The following is a 24541-nucleotide window of genomic DNA, read 5'->3' on the forward strand; positions in this document are numbered from 1 at the left end:
CAGGTGAAGGTTAGGTGCTTAAGAGCGATCTAAATCATTTGACGTTGATCTAAAGCGCCTAAGATGCCATAAAGAATTCATAACTTTAACGGAAGCTGAATTCAGTTTTCTCGGAGAGTGGAGATAGATATGGCTTGGAATGAGCCGGGTGGCAATAAAGATGATAATCGTGACCCTTGGGGTGGCGATAATAAAAATGGTGGCCGTAAAGAACAAGGACCGCCAGATCTTGATGAAGCCCTGAAAAAATTTAATGACCGCTTAGGCAGTATTTTAGGCGGTAAAAAAGGTGGTTCTGGTGGTTCAGGCTCAGGTAATGACGGTGGTAACAGTCCATCATCAGCCGCAAGCTTTGGTCTACTTGGGATTATTCTAGTGGTTGCAGCCTCCGTATGGGCTGTTTCTGGTTTCTACCGTGTCGATCAATCTGAACGAGCGGTTGTTCTGCGTTTTGGTGAATACTACAACACTGTTGGTGCTGGTCTTAACTGGAACCCAACGCTGATTGATGCTGTTCAAACCGTTAATGTCACTAAGGTTCGCTCCCTAAGCCGTCGTGCTTTAATGCTGACCGAAGATGAGAATATCGTACAGGTAAACCTGTCGGTTCAGTATCGTGTGGGTAGCCCTAAAGACTTTTTGCTGAATGTGCGTAATCCTGAGCAAAGCCTTGAGAACGCTACCGATTCAGCCCTTCGCCATGAAGTCGGCTCGTCTGAAATGACCGATATTCTTACGGAAGGTCGTGAGGCATTAGGTCAACGCGTACGTGCTCGTTTGCAGCAATATCTTGATAACTACGGTGTTGGCTTAGAAATACGTTCGGTGAACGTAGAAAGTACCTCTGCTCCTGATGAGGTACAAGCGGCATTTGATGATGTTATTAAAGCCCGAGAAGATGAACAGCGTGTTAAGAACCAGGCTGAGTCTTATTCTAATGGTGTAATTCCAGAAGCTCGTGGTAAAGCTCAGCGTATCATTGAAGAAGCTAACGGTTACAAGCAAGAAATTATTGCTCGTGCAGAAGGTGAGGCGGATCGTTTCACTAAACTGTTAACTGAATACAATAAAGCTCCTGAAGTAACCCGTGATCGTCTCTACCTGCAAACAATGGAGCAGGTTATGGCCAACTCCAGCAAGGTTCTGGTTGATGTTGAGGGTGGAAATAACATGATGTACATCCCTCTAGACAAAATGGTTGGCGGTGGCTCAAATGTAAACTCTTCAGTGGGTATGAGTTCAACGGATCAAAGTCGTTTCAGCAGTAGCGCTGGTTTAAGCTCAGATACTGAGGTTGATGAGTTGGCTGATCGCGTTTTACAGCGTTTACGCGAGAAAAGCGCTAACACCACGGCGCCACGTAGGGAGGGTCGATAATGCAGTCTAAGTCTATTTCAGCACTCATTCTGATCGCGGTTCTAGCGTTGGTTGGTGCTAACAGCTTATATATTGTGGATGAGACTGAGCGTGCGATTAAACTGAAGTTTGGTGAGATTATCGAAGCCGATATCAAGCCAGGTTTGCATTTTAAAATCCCTGTTCTGAACACCATTCGTAAATTTGAAGCGCGTATTTTGACGATGGATTCCCGCCCTCAGCGTTACCTAACGTTGGAGAAAAAAGCGGTTATTGTAGACTCCTTTATTAAATGGCGTATCGCCAATGTACAGGAATACTACCAAGCAACGTCAGGTGATGAATTGGTTGCAGCGCGACTTCTAGCACCTCGTGTGGATGAAGGCCTGCGTAACCAGTTTGGTGAGCGCACCATGTACGAAGTCGTTTCCGGTGAACGCGATGAGTTAATGGATGAATTAACTGAAAAGCTTAACGCCGTTACGAAAGAAGAGTTAGGTATTGAGATTCGCGATATCCGTGTTAAGCGCATCGATCTACCGCAAGAGGTTAGTCACGCGGTATTTGAGCGTATGAATACAGAGCGTCAACGTGAAGCCCGTGAACACCGTTCACAGGGTAAAGAGTTGGCTGAGGGTATTCGTGCTGATGCAGATCGTCAACGTCAGGTTATTTTGGCTGAGGCTTTCCGTGAATCAGAGCGTATTCGTGGTGAAGGTGATGCCACCGCAGCGGCAACTTATGCGAGTGCTTACACTAAAAACCCAGAGTTTTACTCTTTCATTCGTAGCTTGGAAGCCTACCGTAATAGCTTCTCAAGCAAGAGTGATATCATGATTCTTAAGCCTGATAGTGAGTTCTTCAATTATATGAAGAAATCTCAATAGTCTCATCTTAAGACGCTTGAAGGTTCTTTCAATACCCTACCGTTTTATAACGGTAGGGTATTTTTTTATAAAACCGGCCTCAAAACATGGTCGTAAATCTTAATCGTGTTAGAATGTGGCGAACCGGGTTCATCCCGGTTTTTTTGTGTGCGCAGGTTTGACTAGGGTTGGTAAGCTGAGCCATAAAGCCTATCAATGCTGGATTTAGACAGAGACAGATAAAGAACAGGCTGAATTATGACCATTGCAGATCGTTGGTTGCTTCCTGATGGAATGGAAGAGGTACTGCCACCCCAAGCACGGCAGATAGAAGAGCTTCGTCGCGAGTTACTGGATCTTTTCCATACCTGGGGCTATGACTTAGTATTTCCACCACCAGCTGAATATTTAGAGTCCTTACTGACCGGCAGCGGTAATGATCTTGATCTGCAAACGTTCAAGGTGACGGATCAATTGACGGGTCGCATGATGGGTGTTGCTGCGGATATTACACCGCAGGTTGCACGTATGGATGCCCACTCAATGAAACGTCAGGGCCCTGCTCGTTTCTGCTACTGCGCCAACGTATTACGCACTAAGTCTGGTAATATGCTGGGTTCTCGTAGTCCGATTCAGATCGGTGCTGAGCTATTTGGCGATGATGGGCAGGAAAGTGACAGTGAAATTCTAGTCCTGATGATTTCTGCTTTAGTTGCGGCTGGAGCAAGCAAGATCTATCTCGATATGGGACACGTTGGCATCTATCGAGAATTGATTCGTGAGGCCGGCCTCTCTGCCGACCAGGAAAAAACACTGTTTGATGCTATTCTTCATAAAGCTTATGGCGAAATTGATCAAATAGTGGCAAGAGATATTGCTAATGAGTCTGTGAGATGTATGATTTCACGTCTTGCACGTTTGAATGGAAGCGCAGATGTTCTCGCCCAGGCACAAGTTGAATTAGCCGATGCTCCTGCATCGGTTAAAGAGGCTCTAGCCAGCTTGGAACAGATTGCAAATGTAATCACAAAACAATGCCCAAATGTTGAGATCAACTTTGATCTTGCGGAGCTGCGTGGGTATAACTACCACACGGGTATGGTGTTTGCTGCGTATATTCCGGGATACTCCCATGCGGTTGCACAAGGTGGCCGTTACGATGAAACTGGAAAAGTATTTGGACGCGCACGGCCTGCAACAGGCTTTAGTGCTGACCTGAAAATTCTGGCAAAACTCTTACAAAAAAATGATCCCGTATTCGGTGTTTACGCACCGGCAGGTTACAGCGATGATCAGGATTTATTGTCTACCATCTGCGCTTTACGTAATGACGGCGTGCGTGTGGTAAACGGCCTTTCTGATCAGAATATCAGTGCACTTGAGATGGGTTGTGACAGCAAACTGGTGCTTAAGAATGGCCAGTGGGTTGTAGAACCAATTAACCGAATTTTTTAATCAGCCTGTATGGGCGAGACTGTTTACAGTCTGAGTTCGAGTGAATGAGAAGGCAGTAATGGGTAAAAACGTCGTAGTACTGGGCACCCAATGGGGTGACGAAGGTAAGGGTAAAGTTGTTGATTTGCTAACAGAATCAGCAGCTGCTGTTGTCCGTTTTCAGGGCGGCCACAACGCAGGCCACACATTAGTGGTCAATGGCGAAAAAACCGCGCTACACCTGATTCCTTCAGGTATCTTGCGTGACAACGTCACCTGCATTATCGGTAACGGTGTGGTTCTGGCTCCTGATGCGCTTTTAGAAGAGATCGGCATGTTGGAAAAACGCGGTGTACCCGTACGTGATCGTTTGCGTTTGAGTGCCGCGTGTCCGCTGATTTTGGAATATCATGTACGCTTGGATCAAGCCCGTGAAGTTGCCCGTGGTGCTAATAAAATTGGTACAACAGGCCGTGGTATTGGTCCCGCCTATGAAGACAAGGTTGCCCGTCGTGGCCTGCGTCTTGGCGATATGATGAACCAAGAAGTATTCGAAACTAAAGTTCGTGAAATTGTGGCTTATCACAACTTTATGATCGAAGCGTATTACAAAGAAGAGCCTGTTGATGCTGATAAAGTGATTGCTGACTGTAAAGCGATGGCTGAAGAGCTGCGTCCAATGGTCTGTGATGCAACCAGTGAACTACATGCTTACCGTAAAAACGGTGACAACATCATGTTCGAAGGTGCTCAAGGTTCTTTGTTAGATATCGATCATGGTACCTATCCGTTTGTGACCAGCTCTAATACAACGGCAGGCGGAGCAGCAACAGGTTCTGGTTTTGGTCCTCTTTACCTTGATTACATTTTGGGTATCACCAAGGCTTATACCACTCGCGTAGGCTCAGGCCCTTTCCCTACGGAGCTGTTTGATCCTTGCGGTGAGCACCTAGCACAAAAAGGTCATGAGTTTGGTACAACAACAGGCCGTGCCCGTCGTTGTGGTTGGTTTGATGCCGTAGCTTTGCGCTATTCGGTTCAGGTGAACTCTATTTCTGGTATCTGCCTGACTAAACTAGACGTACTGGATGGCCTAGAAACCATCAAAATCTGTACTCACTACAAACTAAAAGATGGCTCTTTAGTTGAGCTACCTGTTGATGCTTCGGCATTCGGTGATGTAGAACCTGTTTATGTTGAAATGCCTGGTTGGACACAGTCCACGGTTGGTGCAAAAACATTGGAAGAGCTACCTCAGGCTGCCCGTGATTATGTTGCTTTCTTAGAAGAGCAAGTAGGCGCTCCTGTTGATATTATCTCAACGGGCCCTGACCGCGAAGAGACTATTGTACTACGTGATCCTTACGACGCTTAGTCCGTGAGTCGGTTCGTACGACGGTTATAATATGATGGTCGTATGACTAAAACCCCGATGTGAAAGCATTGGGGTTTTTTGTGCGCATGACTTAATTAAGCTTATGATCAGGACGAATAACTAGCATGTCGCAAGATATACCCTCTCTTCGTGCCATTCAGATTTTTGCCGTTGCGGCCCGTTTAGGTAGCTTTAAGCAGGCAGCAGAGCGGTTATTTATTACTCCGCAAGCGGTCAGCCTACAGATAAAATCCCTTGAAATAGGTTTGGGTTTAACGCTTTTTGAGCGCCAAGCTTCAGGCATCAAAGTCACGTCATCAGGCCGTCAGTTATTAGATTATACCGAGCGCGGTTTAGCACTTATTCAAAGGGGTGTAACAGAGGTTCGGGATCAGCAGCAGAAACAAACCCTAAGAATCAGCGCATCATCATGGTTTGCCGTAAACTGCCTGTTGCCTAAACTGCCTGAATTTGAAGCGGATCATCCAGACTGGTTGATACGGGTGACAACGACGGTTCCTTTTCCTGATTTCCAGCAGCAAAATCTAGATCTTGCGATTCAATGGGGTTTTGGTGACTGGGGCTTTCCAAGCCAAGAACTGCTGATTACCGATGATAAATTACTGGTTTGCGCCCCAGAGCTGTTAGAGCGAACACCTCTTAATGAAGCCAGTGAATTGATCCATCATCGACTGTTATGTACTTCTCTATCGGTTTCCCTATGGGAGCGGGTGCTTGCAACGCTTAAGGTTGATGCGGTGGTGGATCAGCAGGTGTTTACCCTTGATAGCCATGCGGGGTTGCTGGAGGCGGCTAACCTAGGGTTGGGCGTGGCGATGATCTCCGTCGGTGATGCTCAGGCAGGTATTGATGCGGGTCGATTGGTCGCACCGTTAGGTATTCAGCCTATTAGCCGTTTAAACCCTGCACTTCTGCCGGGTTATTGGTTGGTTCAAACTGAGGCTTCTAGGGAAAACCCCCGTGTTCATGCTTTTCTTTGCTGGATGCAGGGGTGGTTACAGCAGCACCCTAGGGCGGTTGAGTTAAGCTTAGCTTGACCTGGGGGGTAAGTTTTTTTGTTTGTCTGGCCGGATATTAGCACTCAAAATGAAGAACGCTAATACCACGGGAAAATAAATTTTCCGGTGGAAAAATAATGATAATCGCACTCTTAGCAGATTAAGCAAATTAGGTGATTTATGACTCCGGTTCAGTTTTTTGAAAATCTTTGGCAAGACTATATTTCAATGACACCTCAAGCAGAGGTGATTCGGAAAACCTTTGCGGATACCGATGGCGAAGTGATTAATGATCATGTCGCTTTTCGAACGTTTGCCCATACGCCGTTGCAGCTGGATAATCTGGAAACCTTAGTGCTGCAAATGGGTTACAGTTTACAAGATGAGTATCAATTTAAAGCGAAAAAACTACGGGCGCGCAGCTATATTCACCCTGATGCCTCAGTGCCAAAAATCTTTATTTCAGAGCTATTAACCGAGCAGTTGAGTGAAAAGTCTCAAGATATTTTGGCTAAATACAGTGCAGACATTACCGAAATACCAAGCGATCAAAGTGTTTTCTGGTCGGGCCGTCACTGGAGCGCCCCCACTTTTGAGGATTATAAAACACTCATGCAGGAAACAGAGTACGGTGCTTGGTTACTTGCCATTGGTATTCGTGTGAATCATTTCACCGTGAGTATCAACCACCTAACCAGTGTGGCGGAGCTGAAGGATACAGCCCAGATTCAGCGAGTGTTGGAGCGTGTTAAAGAGGCAGGCTATGGTGTTAATACCGTTGGTGGTGAAGTGAAAGGCACACCTACGACACTGTTAGAACAAGGCTCAACCATGGCTGATCGTCAGCAGGTCGAATTTGCCAATGGAGAGAAGCATGAGATACCTACTTGTTTCTACGAGTTTGCTCTGCGTTACCCGAATGCCGAAGGCGTTGTCTATCAAGGCTTTGTTGAAGCAAATGCGGATAAGATTTTTGAGTCGACTAATGGAGCTTAACGGTTAATTGCTGATGTAGTAGTGGAGACGTTTTGTGAAGGCTCTCATTTGAGGCTGCTTATTTCAGTTCTAAATTAAGCCTTTTTTGCGAATCATATTTTGACGAAACACCAACCTGTGTAACTCTATGGTTTGATTTTTATTTTGATGATCTAACCTTAGGAGATGAACAATGGTGCAGCAAAAACAAGAAACTCAACTCTCTACTACTTTTCTGTTTTCTTTAGAAAGAGTCCTCGCCATTTTCTTAGGCTTAGGCCTTAGTGGTTTATTTAATTTATCAGCGATGGCATGTGTGGGTCTGGCTTCTGTGCTGGGTGCTATTGTGTTTGCGTCTTTATTCATTGAGTCTCGTAAAGTGGGCTTACCCGCCCATAAAACAACCCTTGCGGCCCTGACCCTCAACAATGGTTTTATTGTGATAACTATTGTGGCCGTGGTGATGTTGGCCGGACATTTCTACCAAGATGATATGCAGTTGAGTTCCAATGGTTTATTCCTTTATACCATGCTACTGGTTCTAGGTTTGACCGTACAAACCATGATCAAACTAAGACTTAAACGCGCGGAATAAAATATCGGCTAAGGATGCCGTCTTTAATTTATTTTTATTCGGGCGACATCCTATGCCACGTTTTTTAGTAGCATAAACATATCAGTATTAAAAGGGATCGATATGACGGGGATGAATGGGCCTACCGGCATGATGGTGATTCAAGGGAATCACCTTGAAGCATTACGGGATGTGATGACCGGATGGATAAAAAGATATCCGCTACCTCCCTTAGAAGATGAGCAAATTCTAGTGCAAAGTAACGGCATTGCTCAGTGGCTCAAGATGGCTCTGGCACAGGATGACGTTAACGGTGGCTGTGGTATTGCTGCTGCGATGAACGTTCAGTTGCCTGGGCGATTTCTATGGCAAGGTTACCGTCATTTTCAACCGGATATTCCCGCCGCATCACCCTTTGATAAAGCCCCTTTAACGTGGACGCTGTATCAGCTGCTCTCTGATATTGAGCAGCTAAAGCAGTCGGTAGAAAACCCTGAAATACTGACACCTTTACTAGGCTTTTTACAGCAAGATGCGGACCCGCGCCGTACCCATCAGCTCGCTGGAAAACTCGCCGATTTATATGATCAATATCAGGTATACCGTTCCGACTGGCTAGCGGCATGGGATCAGGGCAAAGATGTGTTGATTAAACTGGGCAAGGAGCCACCTGAGCAGCCTATTGATGAGGAACAACGCTGGCAACCAGAGCTTTGGCGTCTAGTAACCCGAACCATTCAAGCCTCGGTTAAGGTATCTGATGTTGATCTTGATACTGGCGCTAGCGGTGCTGGAATTAATGGCGCTGGCCTAGAAAATGATACCTGGGCCTTAAAAAGTCGAGCGGCGGTTCACCGGGCAATTGTTGAGCGTTGCCAGGCGCTAACGGAAGCGCCAGAAGAGTTACCTAAACGGGTGATTGTCTTTGGTATTTCTGCGCTGCCTTATACCGTGCTGGAGTTTTTACAAAGCATCGCTAAATTCTCTCAAGTCTTACTTTTTGTCCACAACCCAAGCCCCCATTACTGGGGGGACCTTATAGAAGGTAAGGCACTGTTAAAGCAGTACTCACGCATCCGCGAACGTAAGTTACCGGAAGGGTTGCCGCTTGATCAGCTACACCTACAGGGGAATCCATTATTAGCCTCTTGGGGTAAGCAGGGGCGTGATTATCTGCATCTACTGGATGAAAACGATCAGCCAGAACAGTATAAGGCTTACTTCAATAGCATTGATCTGTTTGAGCCGCCCTTATTTGAATCATCCGATGATCCTTCATCTCTGCTCCGTTCCCATACTTTACCGCTATTAAAGCAGCTACAAGATGATATTTACCAACTGCGCAGCCTTGATGAACGTAAGCAGTTGAGCGAGCAGGCTTATTACCAGATTAACCCTGAAGAGGATCAAAGTTTACAGTTTATTGTGGCCCATAGCCCCCAGCGGGAAATGGAGATTCTGCATGATCAACTGCTCAACGAATTTGAAAAAAACGGTCATCTAAATCCACGGGATATTTTGGTAATGGTACCGGATATCAACGTTTACGCCCCTCATATTCAGGCGGTGTTTGGTCGTTATCAACACCCCGATGCTAATGGCAAGTATGACAAACGCAAGATTCCGTTTCATGTGTCAGATCAAAGTCAGCGAGGCCGAAATAGCCTTTTGATCGCCTTTGAAACCCTGTTGGGTAGTAAGGATGCGCGTTTTAGCGTGAGTGAATTACTTGATCTATTAGATACCCCAGCACTGTTGGCACGTTTTGGTTTAGAGCCGGATAACCTAGTACGCCTGCATCAATGGATTAAGGGAGCGAACATTCGCTGGGGGCTGGATAGCGAGCACCGACAAGAGATTGGTCTAGGCGAAGCTAAAGCGCAGAATACTTGGCTATTTGGCTTACAGAGAATGTTACTGGGTTATGCCACAGGGCAGACGGCGCCTTGGCAGAATATTGAACCCTACGATGAAGTTGCAGGCCTTGAGGCAGGCTTGTTAGGGCCTTTGGTTTTGCTGGTTGAGCGCATTATGGCCCTGCGAATAAACCTACAGCAGCCGAAAAGCCCAAAAGACTGGGAGGTTGAATTAACGCAGTTGTGCGAGGCTTTTTTTACCGCCCAAGATAAAGGTGATTTATGGGCGATTGAAAGTATCCGTAAAGCTTTAGAGTCATGGCGGGAAGCCTGTGAATTAGCGCAAGCCGAGGATTTATCTATACCGCTTGAAGTCGCCAGAGATGAGTTAATGGCTAATATTGATCAGCCGACGCTTACCCAAAAATTCTTAGGGGGTGCTGTTAACTTTGCCACGTTAATGCCGATGCGGGCGATACCCTTTGAGCAGATCTGGATGCTGGGTATGAACGATAGTGATTATCCTCGTAGCCAGAAAACACCTGATTTCGATTTAATGGGCGATGATTATCGCCCCGGAGATCGCTCCCGCCGTGAAGATGACCGTTACCTCTTTTTGGAAGCCCTGCTCTCTGTGCGGCAAAAATTGGTGATCTCTTGGGTTGGCCGTAATATTCGTGATAACTCCTTTAAACCACCTTCTGTTTTAGTGGGTCAGTTACGGGATTATCTGCAGGCGGGCTGGCGCTTATCCAATGGCCAGCCATTGATACAGGCGCTTACCACAGAGCATCCACTGCAACCTTTTAGTCGTGAATATTTTAAGCCAGATGCGAAGAGCAAAAGGCTCTTTACCTACGCCAATGAATGGCGGCAGATTCATAATGCGCTAGAGCCTAACTCCACCGGTGTACTGGCGATGCCCTCTCTAACGATGGAGGCGAATCTTACGTTAAAAGATTTGGCAGATTTCTTGCGCCATCCTCTGAAAAGCTTTTATAAGCAGCGCCTTGGCGTGAGCTGGTTTGATGATGGGGAAACCGCAGAAGATGATGAAACCTTTAACCTAGATGGTTTAGGGCAATGGCATTTGCATAGCCAAATTGTCGAGCAGTTTAAGCAGCAGCAAGTGAATGAACCGAACGTACCGGCAGAGCAACATTTGCAGCAGGCGTTTGATCGGTTGCGCGGTTCGGGTAGCTTGCCCATAGGGAGCTTTGCGGCACTGATAGAAGAAGGGTTGCGTGACGATCTACTCGCCCCGTGTCAGTACTATGCCAGCTTGCGAGAGGCTTTCCCCGTTGCGATCAGTAGTCCTGTGTATCAGCTTGAAGTGGCCCCTAATATTACTTTGGAAGGACAGGTATTGGATTGCTATCAGGCACATCAAAATGATTTATCTCAGCATAGCGTTTCTGATGCCCCTGATAGCGAAGAGGCTGTGCGTATTATTCTTCAGCCGAGCAATCTCTTTAAAGCCGGTGAGAAAAAGTACTATCACCTGGTCAAATTCTGGCCTGAGCATCTGCTCGCTCAGTTGAGTCAGCCCACACGTACCTATCTATTTGGGGCTAAAAGTGAATCCCCGGTTTGTTTCAGCCCTATGGAATCTGGGCAGGCAAAAGACCTGTTACTGGATCTGGCCCGAGGCTGGGTGACGGGGATGCAAGCGCCCATTCCATTAGCGTGTAAGACCGCATTTAAAGCGTTATTTGAGGCAAAGAATGTGGCATCAACCTATGAAGGTGCTTATAAGGTTGGCGGTGAAATATCCGATCATCCAGGCTATGCCCGCCTTTGGCCGGACTTTGAATCCCTTGTTGCAGACGGTCGTTTTGCCGAACTCAGCCAAACGCTTTACCAACCGATATTAGATAATCTGAAGCTGACGAACAGCGATCAAGATATGACTGACAGTAAAGCCGGTCGCCATAAAGCCAGTTGCCATAAAGAGGAGGTTGAGAAATGAGTGAGGTATTTGATTTTCTAACCTTTCCGCTTAAAGGTAGCCGACTGATAGAGGCCAGTGCCGGTACAGGGAAAACCTTTAGCTTGGCTCTGCTTTATACCCGCTTGATACTGGGACATGGCAAAGCGTTAGAACCGGCTTTAAAATCAACTTTAGAGCCTGAACTCAAGGATCAGCACTCAGGCTTTACACGGGCATTAACCCCGAAAGAGATTCTTGTGGTGACCTTCACAGAAGCCGCTGCCGAAGAGTTACGAGACCGAATTCGAGCGCGCCTTGTTGAAGCGGTAGATGTTTTTCAGCAGGCCACTCTTGGGGATTGTGATAATGAACCATTGCAGCGACTTAAAGCAGACTTTCCCCCAGAGCAATGGCCTGGCTGTGCTTGGCGATTAAAAATCGCAGCGGAATCGATGGATGAAGCCAGCATCTCGACGATCCACAGTTGGTGTAATCGTATGCTCGTGGAACACGCCTTTGATACCCGAGGTCTGTTTAATCGAGAGTTGGTCACGGATCAAAGCGAGCTGCTCGCTGAAGTCGTAAAAGATTATTGGCGTAAACACTTCTACCGGCTTGAAGAGAGTGCTGTTGCGCTGGTTCAGGCACATTTTAACGCTCCGGCAAATCTTCAGGCATCTTTAAATAACCTAATACAGAGTCAGCACGATGGCATCAGCTATGGCGGCCAACCACTGAAAATAAGGTCGTTTGATGAGGTTGTCGCGTTACTTCACGCTGAGCAAGAGAAAAAAGAGCAACAGGCCAAACGAGAGAATGCTGCCAAACAAGCATGGTTAGAGGATTGGGATGCTATTTGTGATTACCTCAATAGTATCCGAGAGCGCTTAAATGGAACGCGCCATGGCAGCACACGACCTGAGACATTTAAAGCGCTTTTGGATGAAATCTATATCTGGGCCAAGGGCAGTCCTAGTGATAATGGCAGCAGTGATGGCAGCGGTGAAAATAAGGCCCCAAGCAAACTGAAAAACTTTGCTACAGGGGCTTTCACGTTTAAGAAAAATAAAGAGGTTGAGATTGAAGCCTTTCGCGCCTTCGACGCCACCAATGAACTGTTTTACGGTACAGATGATGACCTTTATGGAGAGGCTAAGGGCAACCTTGATCTTCCGTTAAAGGCGGTTCTACAAGCCCATGCCTATCAATGGGTTAAAACAGAGTTTGCGGCACGTATGCAGCAGCGCGCGGAAATGAGTTTTGATGATCTGCTAACTCAGCTTTGGCGCGCTCTTAATGATGGTGATCAAGGGCGGCATCTTGCTAAGGCCTTGGTGAATAGCTTTCCTGTGGCTTTAATTGATGAGTTTCAGGATACCGACCCGATTCAATATGGAATTTTTGATGCCATCTATCAGGTTGAACAGAATAATCCTGCCTCTGCCCTAATTATGATCGGAGATCCTAAACAGGCTATCTATAGTTTTCGTGGCGCGGATATTCATACCTATCTAGCCGCCCGTAGCGCCACGGGTCATCGACAGTACACCTTGGCAAAAAACTTCCGATCGACAGAGGGGATTGTTAAGGCCTGCAATCATCTGTTTCAGCATGCAGAACAGCACCCCCGTGGCGCTTTTCGGTTTAAGCCAGAAACAGGGGAGAACCCCATTCCCTACGTGGAAGTGGAAGCGGCCGGTCGTCAGGATCAGTTTATTGTTCAAGGCCAGCCGGTAGCACCGCTAACGCTATTTCCGGTGTATTCTCTCGCGTCTTCACCGGAAGGTGACGATAGCGGTAGCAACCTGATCGCTCAAACCGCTTATCGAGAGCAAGTTGCAGAGATTGCCGCCACACAGATCGTTACATGGCTTAATGATGGGCAGCATCAGCAAGCGGGGTTTTCGGTTGATGGTGAGAATGGCCAGCTTGAAACGGCGCTACAGCCTAAAGATATTGCGGTCTTGGTACGTACCGGAAAAGAAGCCAAATTGGTACGGGATGCGCTCCACCGCCGCCAAGTGGCCAGTGTTTACTTGTCTGATCGAGAATCGGTTTTTGCCAGCCAAGAAGCCGAAGATTTGCTGATCTGGTTAAAGGCCTGTGCGGAGCCATCCAATGAGCAAAAAGTCCGCGGGGCACTGGGTACGAATACGTTAGATTTACCCCTAGAGCAGCTAGCCCATTGGCGGGAGGATGAACTGGGCTGGGAAGCGCAGATGCTCACCTTTATCTCTTTGCGTCAAGTGTGGTATCAGCAAGGAATACTCGCCCTTGTGCGTGAATTGCTGGAACGTTACCAGCTACCGGCGCGACTATTAGCGAATCCCGATGGAGAACGCGCCTTAACGAACTTGCTGCACTTGGCTGAGTGGCTGGAACATGCAGCGGTGGAGCTTCGGGGTGATCAGGCGCTTATACGTCATTTTTCTGAACAAATTGCTGCCCAAGATGAGCAACAGATTTTGCGCCTAGAAAGCGATGCGGATTTGGTTCAAGTCATCACCATCCATAAATCGAAAGGTTTAGAGTACCCCTTGGTTATGTTGCCTTTTATGGGAAGCTGGAAGGTTGTTGATGGTAAAACATCCATTGTTAATTGGCTCTCAGGTCACCATCATTTTAAAGAGATCTCAGATAATAAGGTATTTGGTGAGGCTTGGGATTTGGCCGACCAAGAGCGGCTTAGCGAAGATATGCGCTTGTTATATGTGGCTCTGACTCGTGCCAGTCATCTGTTGTGGCTTGGTGTTGGCGCGCTTAAAGAGGGCAATAGCAAAACACCCAACGTTGAACGCTCCGCCATGGGGTATCTGTTAAATGGTGGTGAGAAAATTAAAGAAGCGGATCAAGTGCTAGAAGCTTATCAAACATTGGCGGAGGGTTGCGACCAGATCACATGGTTAGAGCAACCCCCTGCTATTACGGATGATTGTTATCAACCGGCTCAATTAAGCACGTTGACAGATGCCCGTAAAACAGAGGGTTTAGGCCGTCTTAATGATTGGTGGATCGCCAGCTATTCCAGTATTAAATTTGGCAAACTAAGCGAGCCTGCGGACTATGCCGTAGCACTTGATCAACAAAGTGGAAGGCTTGAGCAAAGAAACGAAGGGCTTGATCAAGATGAGGTAGAAACCGCTTTTGAGGTGACCGCCAGCGAGATGACCGATGAGCCTAAGGAAACACCGATACTGCCCGTTGATGAAGAGCGGTTTATGCATCAGTTCCCGGGCGGTGCAGAGTGGGGGACTTTTTTACACCATGTGATTGAGTGGTCTGCTGAACAGCGTAGTATTTTGAATGTTGGCAGCAAACAACCTTTGAAAGGCTTTAATGCGGTTTACCAAGATGATGATCTTCGTGATGATCATATTTACCGTTTATGTCAGCTGCGTAATATTGGCCATCACGCTAAGGGATTAAGCCAGTGGTTAAAAGACTTTATGTCGATGACTTGGCAGTTTTCTCACTATATGGATCATTCTGATGGTGATCAAGCCGTACCAAAATCACTCAGCTTGGCGGATTTATCAACCAAGCAGATGATGGTGGAAATGGAGTTTCTTTTTAGCAGCCAAAATGTGTCTAGCCATCATTTAGACCGTTTGGTGCGGGAGATGACCTTGGATCAAGCACCTCGGCCTATGGCTCAGCCGAATAGGCTCAACGGTATGCTGAAGGGCTTTATAGATTTAGTGGTGGAGTATCAAGGCCGCTATTATGTCGTGGATTGGAAATCGAACAAGTTGGGCAAGGATGATAGTGATTACACTGTAGAAAAAATGCAGGAGGCGATTCTTAAAAAACGCTACGACCTGCAATACGTACTCTACACCTTAGCCTTGCATCGCCAGTTAAAAGCTCGCCTGCCAGATTACGATTATGAGACCCATATCGGTGGGGCGGTTTATGTCTTTCTTAGGGGATGGAAATCTCAAGGGCAGGGTTTATTTTATGATCGTCCTTCCAAGGCCTTAATTGAGCAGCTTGATAGGCTCTTTGCCGGTTCTACCGATGTCCATAAGGGGAGTGATCAGGGTAAAGATTCGAAAGGAGCGTCTCTATGACAACCTCGCGCCATCAAAAGATATTCGCAGAGCTACAGGAGCGGCTGCAGTTTTGGGTTGATAAAGGGGCTATCAGAGCTTTGGATTTGGCCTTTGCTCGTTTTATTGATCAACAGGTGGGCGGTTTTACATCCTCTGCCCAATGGCTAGCCTGTCTTTTGGTGAGTGAACGCACCGCCCACGGTCATGTTTGCTTGGATCTTGCGGAGGTACTCGCAGGTGATCAAGTATTGTTATCAAATATCCGTGATCTTGATGCGGCAAGTCGTATTAAGCGGGAGTTAGCAGAGATACAAGCTCAAATACCTTCACCTGCATTGTGGGCTGAATGGCTGCGCCAGTGTCCGGCAATAACCACGCTAGATTTTAACGACGGTAACGGAGTACCAAATATCTCGAACGCAAGGCCTATGGTGCTTACGGGAAGCAAGGATAAGCCGTTGCTTTATCTTCATCGCTATTGGCAGTACGAACAGGTTGTACGTTTAGGGATTGGGCAGAGATTACAGACTATTCCGTTACCACCGCAGACATTAGCGCTACTGGATACGATCTTTGGCGACGGCAGCGATCTGCTGGCACCCAATTGGCAGAAAATCGCCTGTGGCCTTTCTGCTCGCAGCGGGTTTAGTATTATTACCGGCGGCCCTGGCACAGGGAAAACCACCACGGTGGTACGTTTACTGGCACTATTGCAGGGATTGCAGTTATCAGAGGGGTTATCGCCTTTGATCATTCGTTTAGCGGCACCGACAGGGAAAGCCGCTGCACGATTAAATGAGTCCATTGCAGGGAGTGTTCAGCAATTAAACCTGCATAGCGATAGCTTAACGCCAGAACAAATGGCCCAATGGCAGCCTTCGATTCCAACGGAGGTGAGCACCTTACACCGGCTTTTAGGTAGCCTGCCCAATACTCGGCATTTTCGGCACAATAAAGCGAATCCACTACCGGCTGATATCGTTGTTGTGGATGAAGCGTCGATGGTTGATGTGGAGATGATGGCTAAGCTGATGGAGGCCTTGCGCCCTGATGCTCGTCTTATTCTGCTAGGGGATAAAGATCAGCTCGCCTCGGTAGAAGCTGGGTCGGTACTGGGAGACCTTTGCCAACAGGCAGAAGACGGGCATTACAGCGCTGAAACCTGTGCTTTTATTACGGAGGCTACAGGGCAGCAGGTTGAGGATCGCTATCGGTTTAAAGATGATGGCTATCAGTTTAAAAAGAATGAGGCTACAGACAGCTGTCAGTCAAACAGCAATCATCCTAACAGCAATCAGGCAAACAACAGTGCATGGCTTTCGCCATTGGCTCAGCGCATTAGTCAGGCGACCACGATGCTGCGCTACTGCTACCGTTCTGAAGGGAAGGGGCTGCTGGATTTTGCCAAATGGGTTAATCTGCAGGAGATTTTTGCATCAGGCCTATCGGGCTTAACGTATTACTTTGAGCAATACCCTGAGGAACTACAGCATATTGAGCTGCAATCGAATCAGGATGAGCGAGACTGGAAACCCTTCGAGCAGCAAATTATTACCGGCTACAAACCTTATTTGCAGATGTTAAAAGAGCTGCCTCAGCTCTCGCCAGAAACGCTTGATGATTGGGTCTTAACGTTGTTTGAACAGCATAAAAAATTCCAATTATTATCAGCCGTTCGCCAAGGCGATTTTGGTGTTGAAGGACTTAATCTTAAGATTCGACAGCTACTCGCACATCGCCAGTTAATCGCTTCTACAGAGCAGCAGTGGTATTCGGGCCGCCCCGTATTGGTCACGCAAAATGACTACAGCTTAAAATTGATGAATGGTGATATCGGCCTTTGCTTGGAGCTGCCCTTTGACAATCAAGGTATTCGTCGATTTCGCGTTGCTTTTCCTGATAGTAAAGGCGGGGTTCGCTGGATATTGCCTAGCCGTCTACAAAGTGTAGAAACGGTTTTTGCGATGACCGTGCATAAATCCCAAGGTTCAGAATTTGAGCACACCGCCCTTATTTTGCCGGACAAAATTAATGCGGTGCTCACTAAAGAGCTGCTTTATACCGGCATCACCCGATCAAAAAAACGTTTCACCTTGATTACCCCTGAGCGTGGCGTATTAGAGATGGCGTTAAAACAGAGTATCAATCGAGCCAGTGGTTTATTAACTTAGGTTTGCATTTTCAAACAACTGTTTGATGTTTCTATAGGCTTTGACTAATCTGCTTGTTTAACAATAAAAATAAGTTGGGTGAAGCCATTATGGATTATGTCATTGTTGGAGGTGGTGCTGCTGGTTGCCTACTTGCTGAGCGGTTGAGTCGAGATAAAAGCTGTCAAGTAACGCTTATTGAGGCAGGTACTTCTGATCGTAATCCCTTGATACATATCCCTGCGGGTATTTTGGCGCTAATGCGCAGCAAAAGGTTTAACTGGTCGCTGTATACAGAACCTCAGTCTGAACTCAATCAGCGCCAGTTGTTTTGGCCTAGAGGTAAAACGCTAGGGGGCTCTAGTTCAATTAACGCAATGTGTTATACCCGGGGCCAACAAGCCGATTTTGATCATTGGGCTGATGTTTTAGGCTGTGATGATGGGAATATCCGTTGGGGGTATCAGGATCTTTTGCCGCATTTCAAAGGTATGGAAAGCTTTGAAGCCGGTGCTAATTTCTGGCATGGAGATAATGGCCCCCTAAATGTGCAGGCCTTGCGTTGCTTTAATCCTCTTTCTGCCGCTTATTTAATAGCCGGTCAGCAGTTTGGCTTGCCTCTTAACGGTGATTTTAATGGAGCAGTACAAGCCGGTGTTGGCGCTTATCATGTTATGCAGCGTAATGGTTCCCGCTGCAGTAGTGCCAAAGCTTTTCTAGATCCGGCCTATCATCGTGATAATTTAACGGTTATTACCAAGGCGCAGGTTCAACGGCTTAAGCTCAGAAAGCAGCAAGTTTGTGGTGTTTATTACCAAGTAGCGGGACTGGATCTTTATCTACCTGTCGCTGGTGAAGTAATCCTTGCTGCGGGTGCTTTACATAGTCCTCAGATATTGATGTTGTCTGGTATTGGGCCGGAAAAGGCTTTAGCCGAGCAAGGTATTAACGTACACCATAAACTTGAAGGCGTAGGGCAAAACCTACAGGATCACTTAGATATCAGTGTTAGTTGGCTAGAAAAAGGGCGCAGAGGTATTTCACTTAACCCTCTATTCTGGCCTAGGGGTTTAAAGGGGGTATTGGATTATCAAAATCGAACCGGTGTGCTGACCTCCAACTTTGCTGAAGCCGGTGCTTTTTTAGCCACAGATACTGATCATTCCCGTCCAGATATACAGCACCATTTTATTCCAGCCCTTGAGGTCAATCATGGTCTCAATTTGACACCCACTTTTCGCCATTTTGGTTATACACTTCGTGCTTGCTTATTACGGCCCAAAAGCCGAGGCTATATTGGATTAAGATCCAGCAACGCAGCAGACGCCCCACGGTTACAGCCCTGTTATCTGGCCGAACCTGAAGATATGGCGGGTATGATTCGAGCACTAGATAGCGCTAGAGAATTACTTAATCAGCCTGAAATGGCTCGATTTGGCCGAAAAGAGTGGTTACCGGGTAAGATATGCCAAACTCGTGCGGATAAAGAAGCCTATATCCGCCAATACGCAGAGAGTATTTATCATCCCGTAGGTACCTGTAAAATGGGGCAAGATGATAAGGCCGTCGTTAACTTAGCGCTTCAAGTCCATGGTATTGATAATTTAAGGGTAGTCGATGCCTCTGTGATGCCAACACTGGTTAGTGGTAACACGACTGCTGCAACGCTAGCGATTGCCAGTAAAGCGGCGGAAATCATTGTGGGAACTTAAATCATTAATCGGCACTCGATCGATGATTTTCAGGGCGGGTCTACTTGGATGATAGGTGAAGTGAACGTATTGCCAAATTAATAATAGATGTGACCTTAACGTGTTAGATATGACTTTAACGTATTGATAGGAAGTTATCATGATTCGATTTTTAACCATTTTTTTCTTTATAGCGCTTACCGGCTGTGTATCTGATTCTAATAATAATTTTGCTGCAGAGGCTAGGGCTGAAGCTGCCCGTGATCAGCAGTCTAAACAGCGATTAGAGCAGATTCGACAAGAGGCTAATCAATCGCACCGAGACCTAGAGAAAGAGTAAAGTCGTATCTGGCGGCTTTTTTGGTGTGGCTGTCTTCTAGTCTTTATTTGAATTCCTTCAACACGTCGACCAAGGAACACTACCGCGATGATGTTTAGACCCTATCTTTTAGCGCTTTTTATACTGCCTATTTTAACCGCCTGTGCCAAAGATCCCGTACCGCAAGCTGAATTCCAACAGAGCACGTTTGCAGAGTATGTTGAACAAACTCAAGCATGGATTCGCGCTAACCGTCACTTTATATCAGACCAATCCGAACAAGAGGTGTTATTAAACAGCCCCTTTGAACGCAAGCCTGACCAGCCATCGAATAAAGCGGTACTTTTGGTGCATGGGCTTAGTGATTCGCCGTATTCCTTTAACGATCTTGCGGATAGTTTGGTTGAAAAAGGCTATGTTGTGCGCACTATTTTGCTGGCAGGGCATGGCACTAAGCCTGAGGATCTTATGATCCCTAAGCTTGAGGATTGGGTTTCTGCGGTTCACCATCACACTCAGTTATTGGCCGCTGAGTATGACGACGTTTGGTTAGGTGGTTATTCCACTGGTGCAAACCTAGTCACCAGTGAGGCGATTGAGAACCCAGAAGTTGATGGCTTATTACTGTTTGCACCTGCATTTAAGGCTAAAAGTAAGATGGTCGCCTTGGCCCCGTGGGTGAAATATTTTGTCGATTGGGCAGATCAAGACCTAGAAGAAAATCTGGTGAAGTATGATTCTTTAGCGATGAATGGTGCGGGTGTTTTTTATCAAACATCGGAGCGGGTTATCGCTCTTCTAGACGAGCATACCTTGACGATACCCGTTTTTATGGCCTTGAGTGAAGCGGATAGCGTGGTGGATACTCCGCTGGCGGTTGAGCGTTATAAAACCCGCTTTAATGGGCCAAAAATGCTGACATGGTTTGGTGAGGCTTCACCCGATGCCACCTTAAAATCGACCCTAAGGTCCATGAGGCTACCTGAATACCGTATCAGCAATGGCTCTCATATGAGTCTGTTGTTCAGCCCTGAAAACCCACTCTACGGGGTTAGCGGGCTTCAGCGGCAGTGTAATAACGGCCAAGAAGATGAGGCGGAGTTAAATTGTCGTCAGGGTGCTGACGTTTGGTATTCCGCTTGGGGTTATCAGGAAAAAGACAAAGTACATGCTCGACTAACATGGAACCCTTACTACCATGAGATGGTGCAGGATATCGTCGGCTTTATGGATCATCCGTAGAGTGTCCATTAATCTGCCTATGGATCAAAAATCCTCATCAAATCATCATTAAACTATCACTGAATAGCCATCAAACTGTCATTATCTGATTGGCTTTATTCTCAGAATAAAGCCAGTTGGCAGGATGCTTGCTGCATTTGTTTGTCTTGCCCCCCTGTAGCCCTTTAGTCACGACTTAATGACTCATTTACAGTGCTTTGCTGTTAGCTAAGGCGCAACAGTGGTGCATTGTTTTTTTTGAGTGCGCTTTAGTTGTGCGAATCCAACAATGGAATATCGATTATATTCAGGGAGAATCACCAAAATGTCTCTTAAAACGAGGCTGCTTGCCTTAACGTGTTTGACTGGAATTATTCCAGCTTTACTTATCGGTGGACTAAGCCTTAATACCAGCTCTGAAGCCCTTAAAGTATCGAATGCAAGCCAGTTAGAATCGATTCGTGAGATTAAAAAGTCAGCAGTCCAACGCTACCTTCACTCCATAGAAAATCAAGTGATGGCGATTGCGGAGAACCCCTTTGTGGCCGTTAATGCTGCCCAGCTGAGTATCGCTTTTACATTTGTGGCTGGTAATCTTGACGATAATGAACTGTCTAGGATTCGTCAGCAACTTAAGCAATCATATCAAACCGGTTTTATGGTTGAGCTAGAACGTCAGGTTAGTGGAGAACAGCCTCCCTTAGTAGAATCCCTAGTACAACCCCTGTCAAATGAAGAGCTGGTGCTACAAAACACTTATATTCGTAACAACCCAAATCCATTAGGCCAGAAAGATAAATTGATTCGTGCTGATACTGGCAGCCGTTACGATCAAATCCATGGGACGGTTCATCCCTATTTAAGCAAAGTGCGCCAGCAATTTGAGTTTTACGATATCTTTCTGATTGACCCCGATAGTGGCAATATCGTTTATAGCGTTTATAAAGAGATCGACTTTGCCACGTCCCTAAATACAGGGCCTTACTCCCATAGTGGTTTGGCTAGAGCATATCGTGCGGCACTGAAAAATAAGGCTGGTGATACCCCTGTCTTTATCGATTTCTCGCAGTATTTACCCTCCTATATGGCTCCAGCCGCTTTTGTTGCTCAGCCAGTATTTGATACTAACGGACGTATCGTGAGCGTTTTGGCTATTCAGTTTCCACTGGCTCGCCTAAATAGCATTATGAATGAGCGCACCGGAATGGGTGAATCAGGAGAAACCTTTTTAGTGGGTAGCGACGGACTGATGCGCTCAGATTCTGCGCTTTACCCTGAGGCCTATAGCGTAGCGACATCCTTTACTAAGCCAGGAATGGGGCAGGTAAAAACCGTAGCGGTTGAACGAGCAAAGCAGGGCGCGTCAGGTGTTGATTTGGTTGAAAATTTTAACGGTGACATGGTCTTGTCCGCCTTTTCGCCCTTGGGTTTTAAAGGCTTAGATTGGCTTATTTTGGCTGAGATTAAACAAAGTGAAGCGTTTTCATCCGTTGATAAACAAGTGGCTTTTATCGGCAGTATTCTAGCGGTTTCCCTGTTAATTATTGTGGCCGTTGCCCTTTTTATCACCCGCAGCATTACTCGGCCTTTAGGTGGTGAGCCGCAGGAGATGGCTGCTATTGCCCATCGTGTTGCCCATGGCGATCTTACTTATTCATTTACTGAGCAAGGACATGAGGACAGTGTTTATGCCTCCATGCGTGAGATGAGTCGTCAACTGCACGGTGTGGTGGGCGAGATAGCAACAGCAGCCCATGAACAGGCAGCGGCCTCAGGACAGTTGTCACAGGTTGCCGCAGCAACGTCCCAGTTAATCCATCATCAGCATGACAGCACCTCTCAGGTAGCCACAGCGGTGCAAGAAATGACAGCATCGGTGGGTGAGGTAACAGGTAATACTGTTAGTGCAGCCAATAGCTCTCAACATGCTAAAGATGAGTTGAGTCATTGTGTAAACGATGTCGGCTCGGCGGTTCAAGAGATGCAAAATGTTGTGGTTAGCCTTAACTCAACCCGTGAAAAAATTGAGCAGTTGGATCAGCATGCCCATGATATTTCTCAAGTCGTCAGCACCATTCGAGAGATTGCTGACCAAACCAATTTGCTGGCGCTAAATGCAGCCATTGAAGCTGCCAGAGCAGGAGAGCAAGGCCGTGGCTTTGCGGTCGTGGCGGATGAGGTGAGGGTGCTGGCCCAGAGTACCAGCAGAGAAACCGCACAGATTTCCGCTATTGTTGAAACCTTACAAATAATGTCCGATGAAGCCCTTCATGTGATGGGTGACAGTGTGACACAGGCAGAACAGGTGTCGAATCGGGCAACGCTTACGGTATCTCGTTTAGAAAAAGTAGCCCAGACGGTTACTGATGTTAACGGTATGATGCTTCAGGTGGCTAGTGCCTCTGAAGAGCAAAACGCAGTAGCCGATGATATTAATCAGAACGTGGCTAAGATTCATACTTTGTCTAACCAAACGGGCACTTCGATTAAAGAGATCTCTTCCGCGAGCGACGCCTTGGCGCGTAGTGCCGAACTACTAAAAAAACTGACGCAACAGTTTCGAGTGTAAAGCGATTTATTCTGATGTTTTATTTAGCTCAGGCACCATTTCACTAGGGCATCGCTTAAGTCGCGATCTCTAGATTAGCTGGGAGCGCTGCGTTACAACAGGGTAGGATGGGCTAGAGCTTTCTTGCTCCTGCAATCGCTTACGCTCTTCCCGCGGGGTAAGTCCGTAATGATTGCGGTACGCGGTGCTAAAATAAGAGGCACTGGCAAAACCACAGGCTAAGCCTACCTGTAGAATCGGTTTATCGCTTTGCCGTAATAGTTTTCGAGCCTGCTCTAAACGCAGCTCCAGATAGTATTTAGAGGGTACGGTTTGCAGATGTTTTTTAAATAGTCGTTCTAGATGTCGACGGGAAACACCCACATGACGAGCGAGGTCATCCGCACTTAACGGTTCTTCAATATTCGCTTCGATCAGCTGAACCGCTTCGATTAGCTTAGGTTGGCTGGCACCAATTCGGGTTTTCAGCGGGATACGTTGAGGGTCATCGCCGGTACGTATACGCTCACAAACAAACTGCTCCGAGATTGACGCGGCTAACTCCATACCATGCTGTTGGCGGATCAGAAATAACATCATATCCATTGCCGCCGTGCCACCGCTACAGGTATAGCGTTTGTCGTCGATTTCAAATAGATTATTCGTAACTTGGGTATGGGGGAAATCTTCTCGCAGGCTGTCGATATCCCACCAGTGAATCGTCGCTTTATGGTTGTTTAAAAGCCCAGCACAGGCCAGAATATAAGAACCTGTCCCGATTCCCCCGATAGCAATTTTATTACTACGCTGCTGACGCAACCACGCGATAATGGCATCATTACCGGTTCTGGCAATAGGGCTTGCGCCACAGACAAAAATGGCATCCAGTTCAGGTAAATCATCCAGACCGTAATTGACCAAGGTTTGCACACCAAAGCTACTGGCGACCGCTTCGCCATCATGGCTGATTAGCGTGGTTTCATAGAGCTCGTCACCTGTGATCCAGTTTGCCATACGTAGCGGCTCAATCGCTGATGCAAAGGCGATTAAGGAGTAGTTTGGCACCAATAAAAAACCATAGCGTTTTGGCTTTGCCTTGGCGGTTTGTCCTATTGGTTTGCTTGATTCTCCAGCGGTGGATCCTGACTGGCTAGATTGCAAAGGGCTTGTCTCCT

Annotated in this window: 15 protein-coding genes; 14 read left to right on the forward strand and 1 reads right to left on the reverse strand. The window is 46.9% G+C overall.

Annotated elements, in window-relative coordinates:
* Nucleotides 1–129: 129 nt before the first annotated feature.
* From hflK to G517_RS0103060, 14 genes are all read left to right on the forward strand, one after another.
* Complete coding sequence (hflK, locus tag G517_RS0102995; protein WP_028303169.1) at nucleotides 130–1377, forward strand: FtsH protease activity modulator HflK; 1248 nt, start codon at nucleotides 130–132, stop codon at nucleotides 1375–1377.
* Nucleotides 1377–2243, forward strand: a complete 867-nt coding sequence (gene hflC, locus G517_RS0103000; RefSeq protein WP_028303170.1) for a protease modulator HflC — start codon at nucleotides 1377–1379, stop codon at nucleotides 2241–2243. The genes hflK and hflC overlap by 1 nt, the downstream gene beginning before the upstream one ends.
* Before the next feature lie 237 nt (nucleotides 2244–2480).
* Complete coding sequence (locus G517_RS0103005) at nucleotides 2481–3677, forward strand: ATP phosphoribosyltransferase regulatory subunit (RefSeq protein WP_028303171.1); 1197 nt, start codon at nucleotides 2481–2483, stop codon at nucleotides 3675–3677.
* A 58-nt stretch (nucleotides 3678–3735) separates the two neighbouring features.
* Complete coding sequence (locus G517_RS0103010) at nucleotides 3736–5031, forward strand: adenylosuccinate synthase (protein ID WP_028303172.1); 1296 nt, start codon at nucleotides 3736–3738, stop codon at nucleotides 5029–5031.
* Nucleotides 5032–5156: 125 nt separating this feature from the next.
* Nucleotides 5157–6089, forward strand: coding sequence for a LysR substrate-binding domain-containing protein (locus G517_RS19935; protein WP_051205958.1), 933 nt, complete (start codon nucleotides 5157–5159; stop codon nucleotides 6087–6089).
* Between the two features lie 141 nt (nucleotides 6090–6230).
* The gene (locus G517_RS0103020) at nucleotides 6231–7046 is read left to right on the forward strand and encodes a DUF1338 domain-containing protein (protein ID WP_028303173.1); all 816 of its coding nucleotides are present in this window, start codon (nucleotides 6231–6233) and stop codon (nucleotides 7044–7046) included.
* A gap of 172 nt (nucleotides 7047–7218) precedes the next feature.
* Nucleotides 7219–7620, forward strand: coding sequence for a hypothetical protein (locus G517_RS0103025; RefSeq protein ID WP_028303174.1), 402 nt, complete (start codon nucleotides 7219–7221; stop codon nucleotides 7618–7620).
* 102 nt (nucleotides 7621–7722) lie between these two features.
* Entirely contained in the window at nucleotides 7723–11424 is a 3702-nt protein-coding gene (gene recC, locus G517_RS17555) for an exodeoxyribonuclease V subunit gamma (RefSeq protein WP_051205959.1), read from the forward strand.
* On the forward strand, nucleotides 11421–15455 hold the full coding sequence (gene recB, locus G517_RS17560) for an exodeoxyribonuclease V subunit beta (protein ID WP_051205961.1): 4035 nt from the start codon (nucleotides 11421–11423) through the stop codon (nucleotides 15453–15455). Before recC ends, recB begins: the two co-directional genes overlap by 4 nt.
* Nucleotides 15452–17608: an exodeoxyribonuclease V subunit alpha gene (gene recD / locus G517_RS0103040; RefSeq protein WP_028303175.1), complete on the forward strand. Its 2157-nt coding sequence runs from the start codon at nucleotides 15452–15454 to the stop codon at nucleotides 17606–17608. Before recB ends, recD begins: the two co-directional genes overlap by 4 nt.
* Before the next feature lie 53 nt (nucleotides 17609–17661).
* A complete protein-coding gene (locus G517_RS0103045) occupies nucleotides 17662–19299 on the forward strand; it encodes a GMC family oxidoreductase (protein ID WP_211224227.1) in 1638 nt (545 codons plus the stop codon).
* 139 nt (nucleotides 19300–19438) lie between these two features.
* On the forward strand, nucleotides 19439–19618 hold the full coding sequence (locus G517_RS0103050) for a hypothetical protein (protein ID WP_028303177.1): 180 nt from the start codon (nucleotides 19439–19441) through the stop codon (nucleotides 19616–19618).
* A gap of 87 nt (nucleotides 19619–19705) precedes the next feature.
* On the forward strand, nucleotides 19706–20839 hold the full coding sequence (locus G517_RS0103055) for an alpha/beta hydrolase (protein ID WP_211224228.1): 1134 nt from the start codon (nucleotides 19706–19708) through the stop codon (nucleotides 20837–20839).
* Between the two features lie 304 nt (nucleotides 20840–21143).
* Nucleotides 21144–23387 (forward strand): methyl-accepting chemotaxis protein, encoded by a 2244-nt coding sequence (locus G517_RS0103060; RefSeq protein ID WP_028303179.1) that lies wholly within the window; start codon nucleotides 21144–21146, stop codon nucleotides 23385–23387.
* A 69-nt stretch (nucleotides 23388–23456) separates the two neighbouring features.
* On the opposite strand, the gene G517_RS0103065 is transcribed toward G517_RS0103060, so the two are convergent.
* Nucleotides 23457–24527, reverse strand: a complete 1071-nt coding sequence (locus tag G517_RS0103065; RefSeq protein WP_245543180.1) for a GlxA family transcriptional regulator — start codon at nucleotides 24525–24527, stop codon at nucleotides 23457–23459.
* Nucleotides 24528–24541 lie beyond the last annotated feature (14 nt).

The organism is Oceanospirillum maris DSM 6286 (assembly GCF_000422865.1).
Taxonomy (GTDB): Bacteria; Pseudomonadota; Gammaproteobacteria; order Pseudomonadales; family Halomonadaceae; genus Oceanospirillum; species Oceanospirillum maris.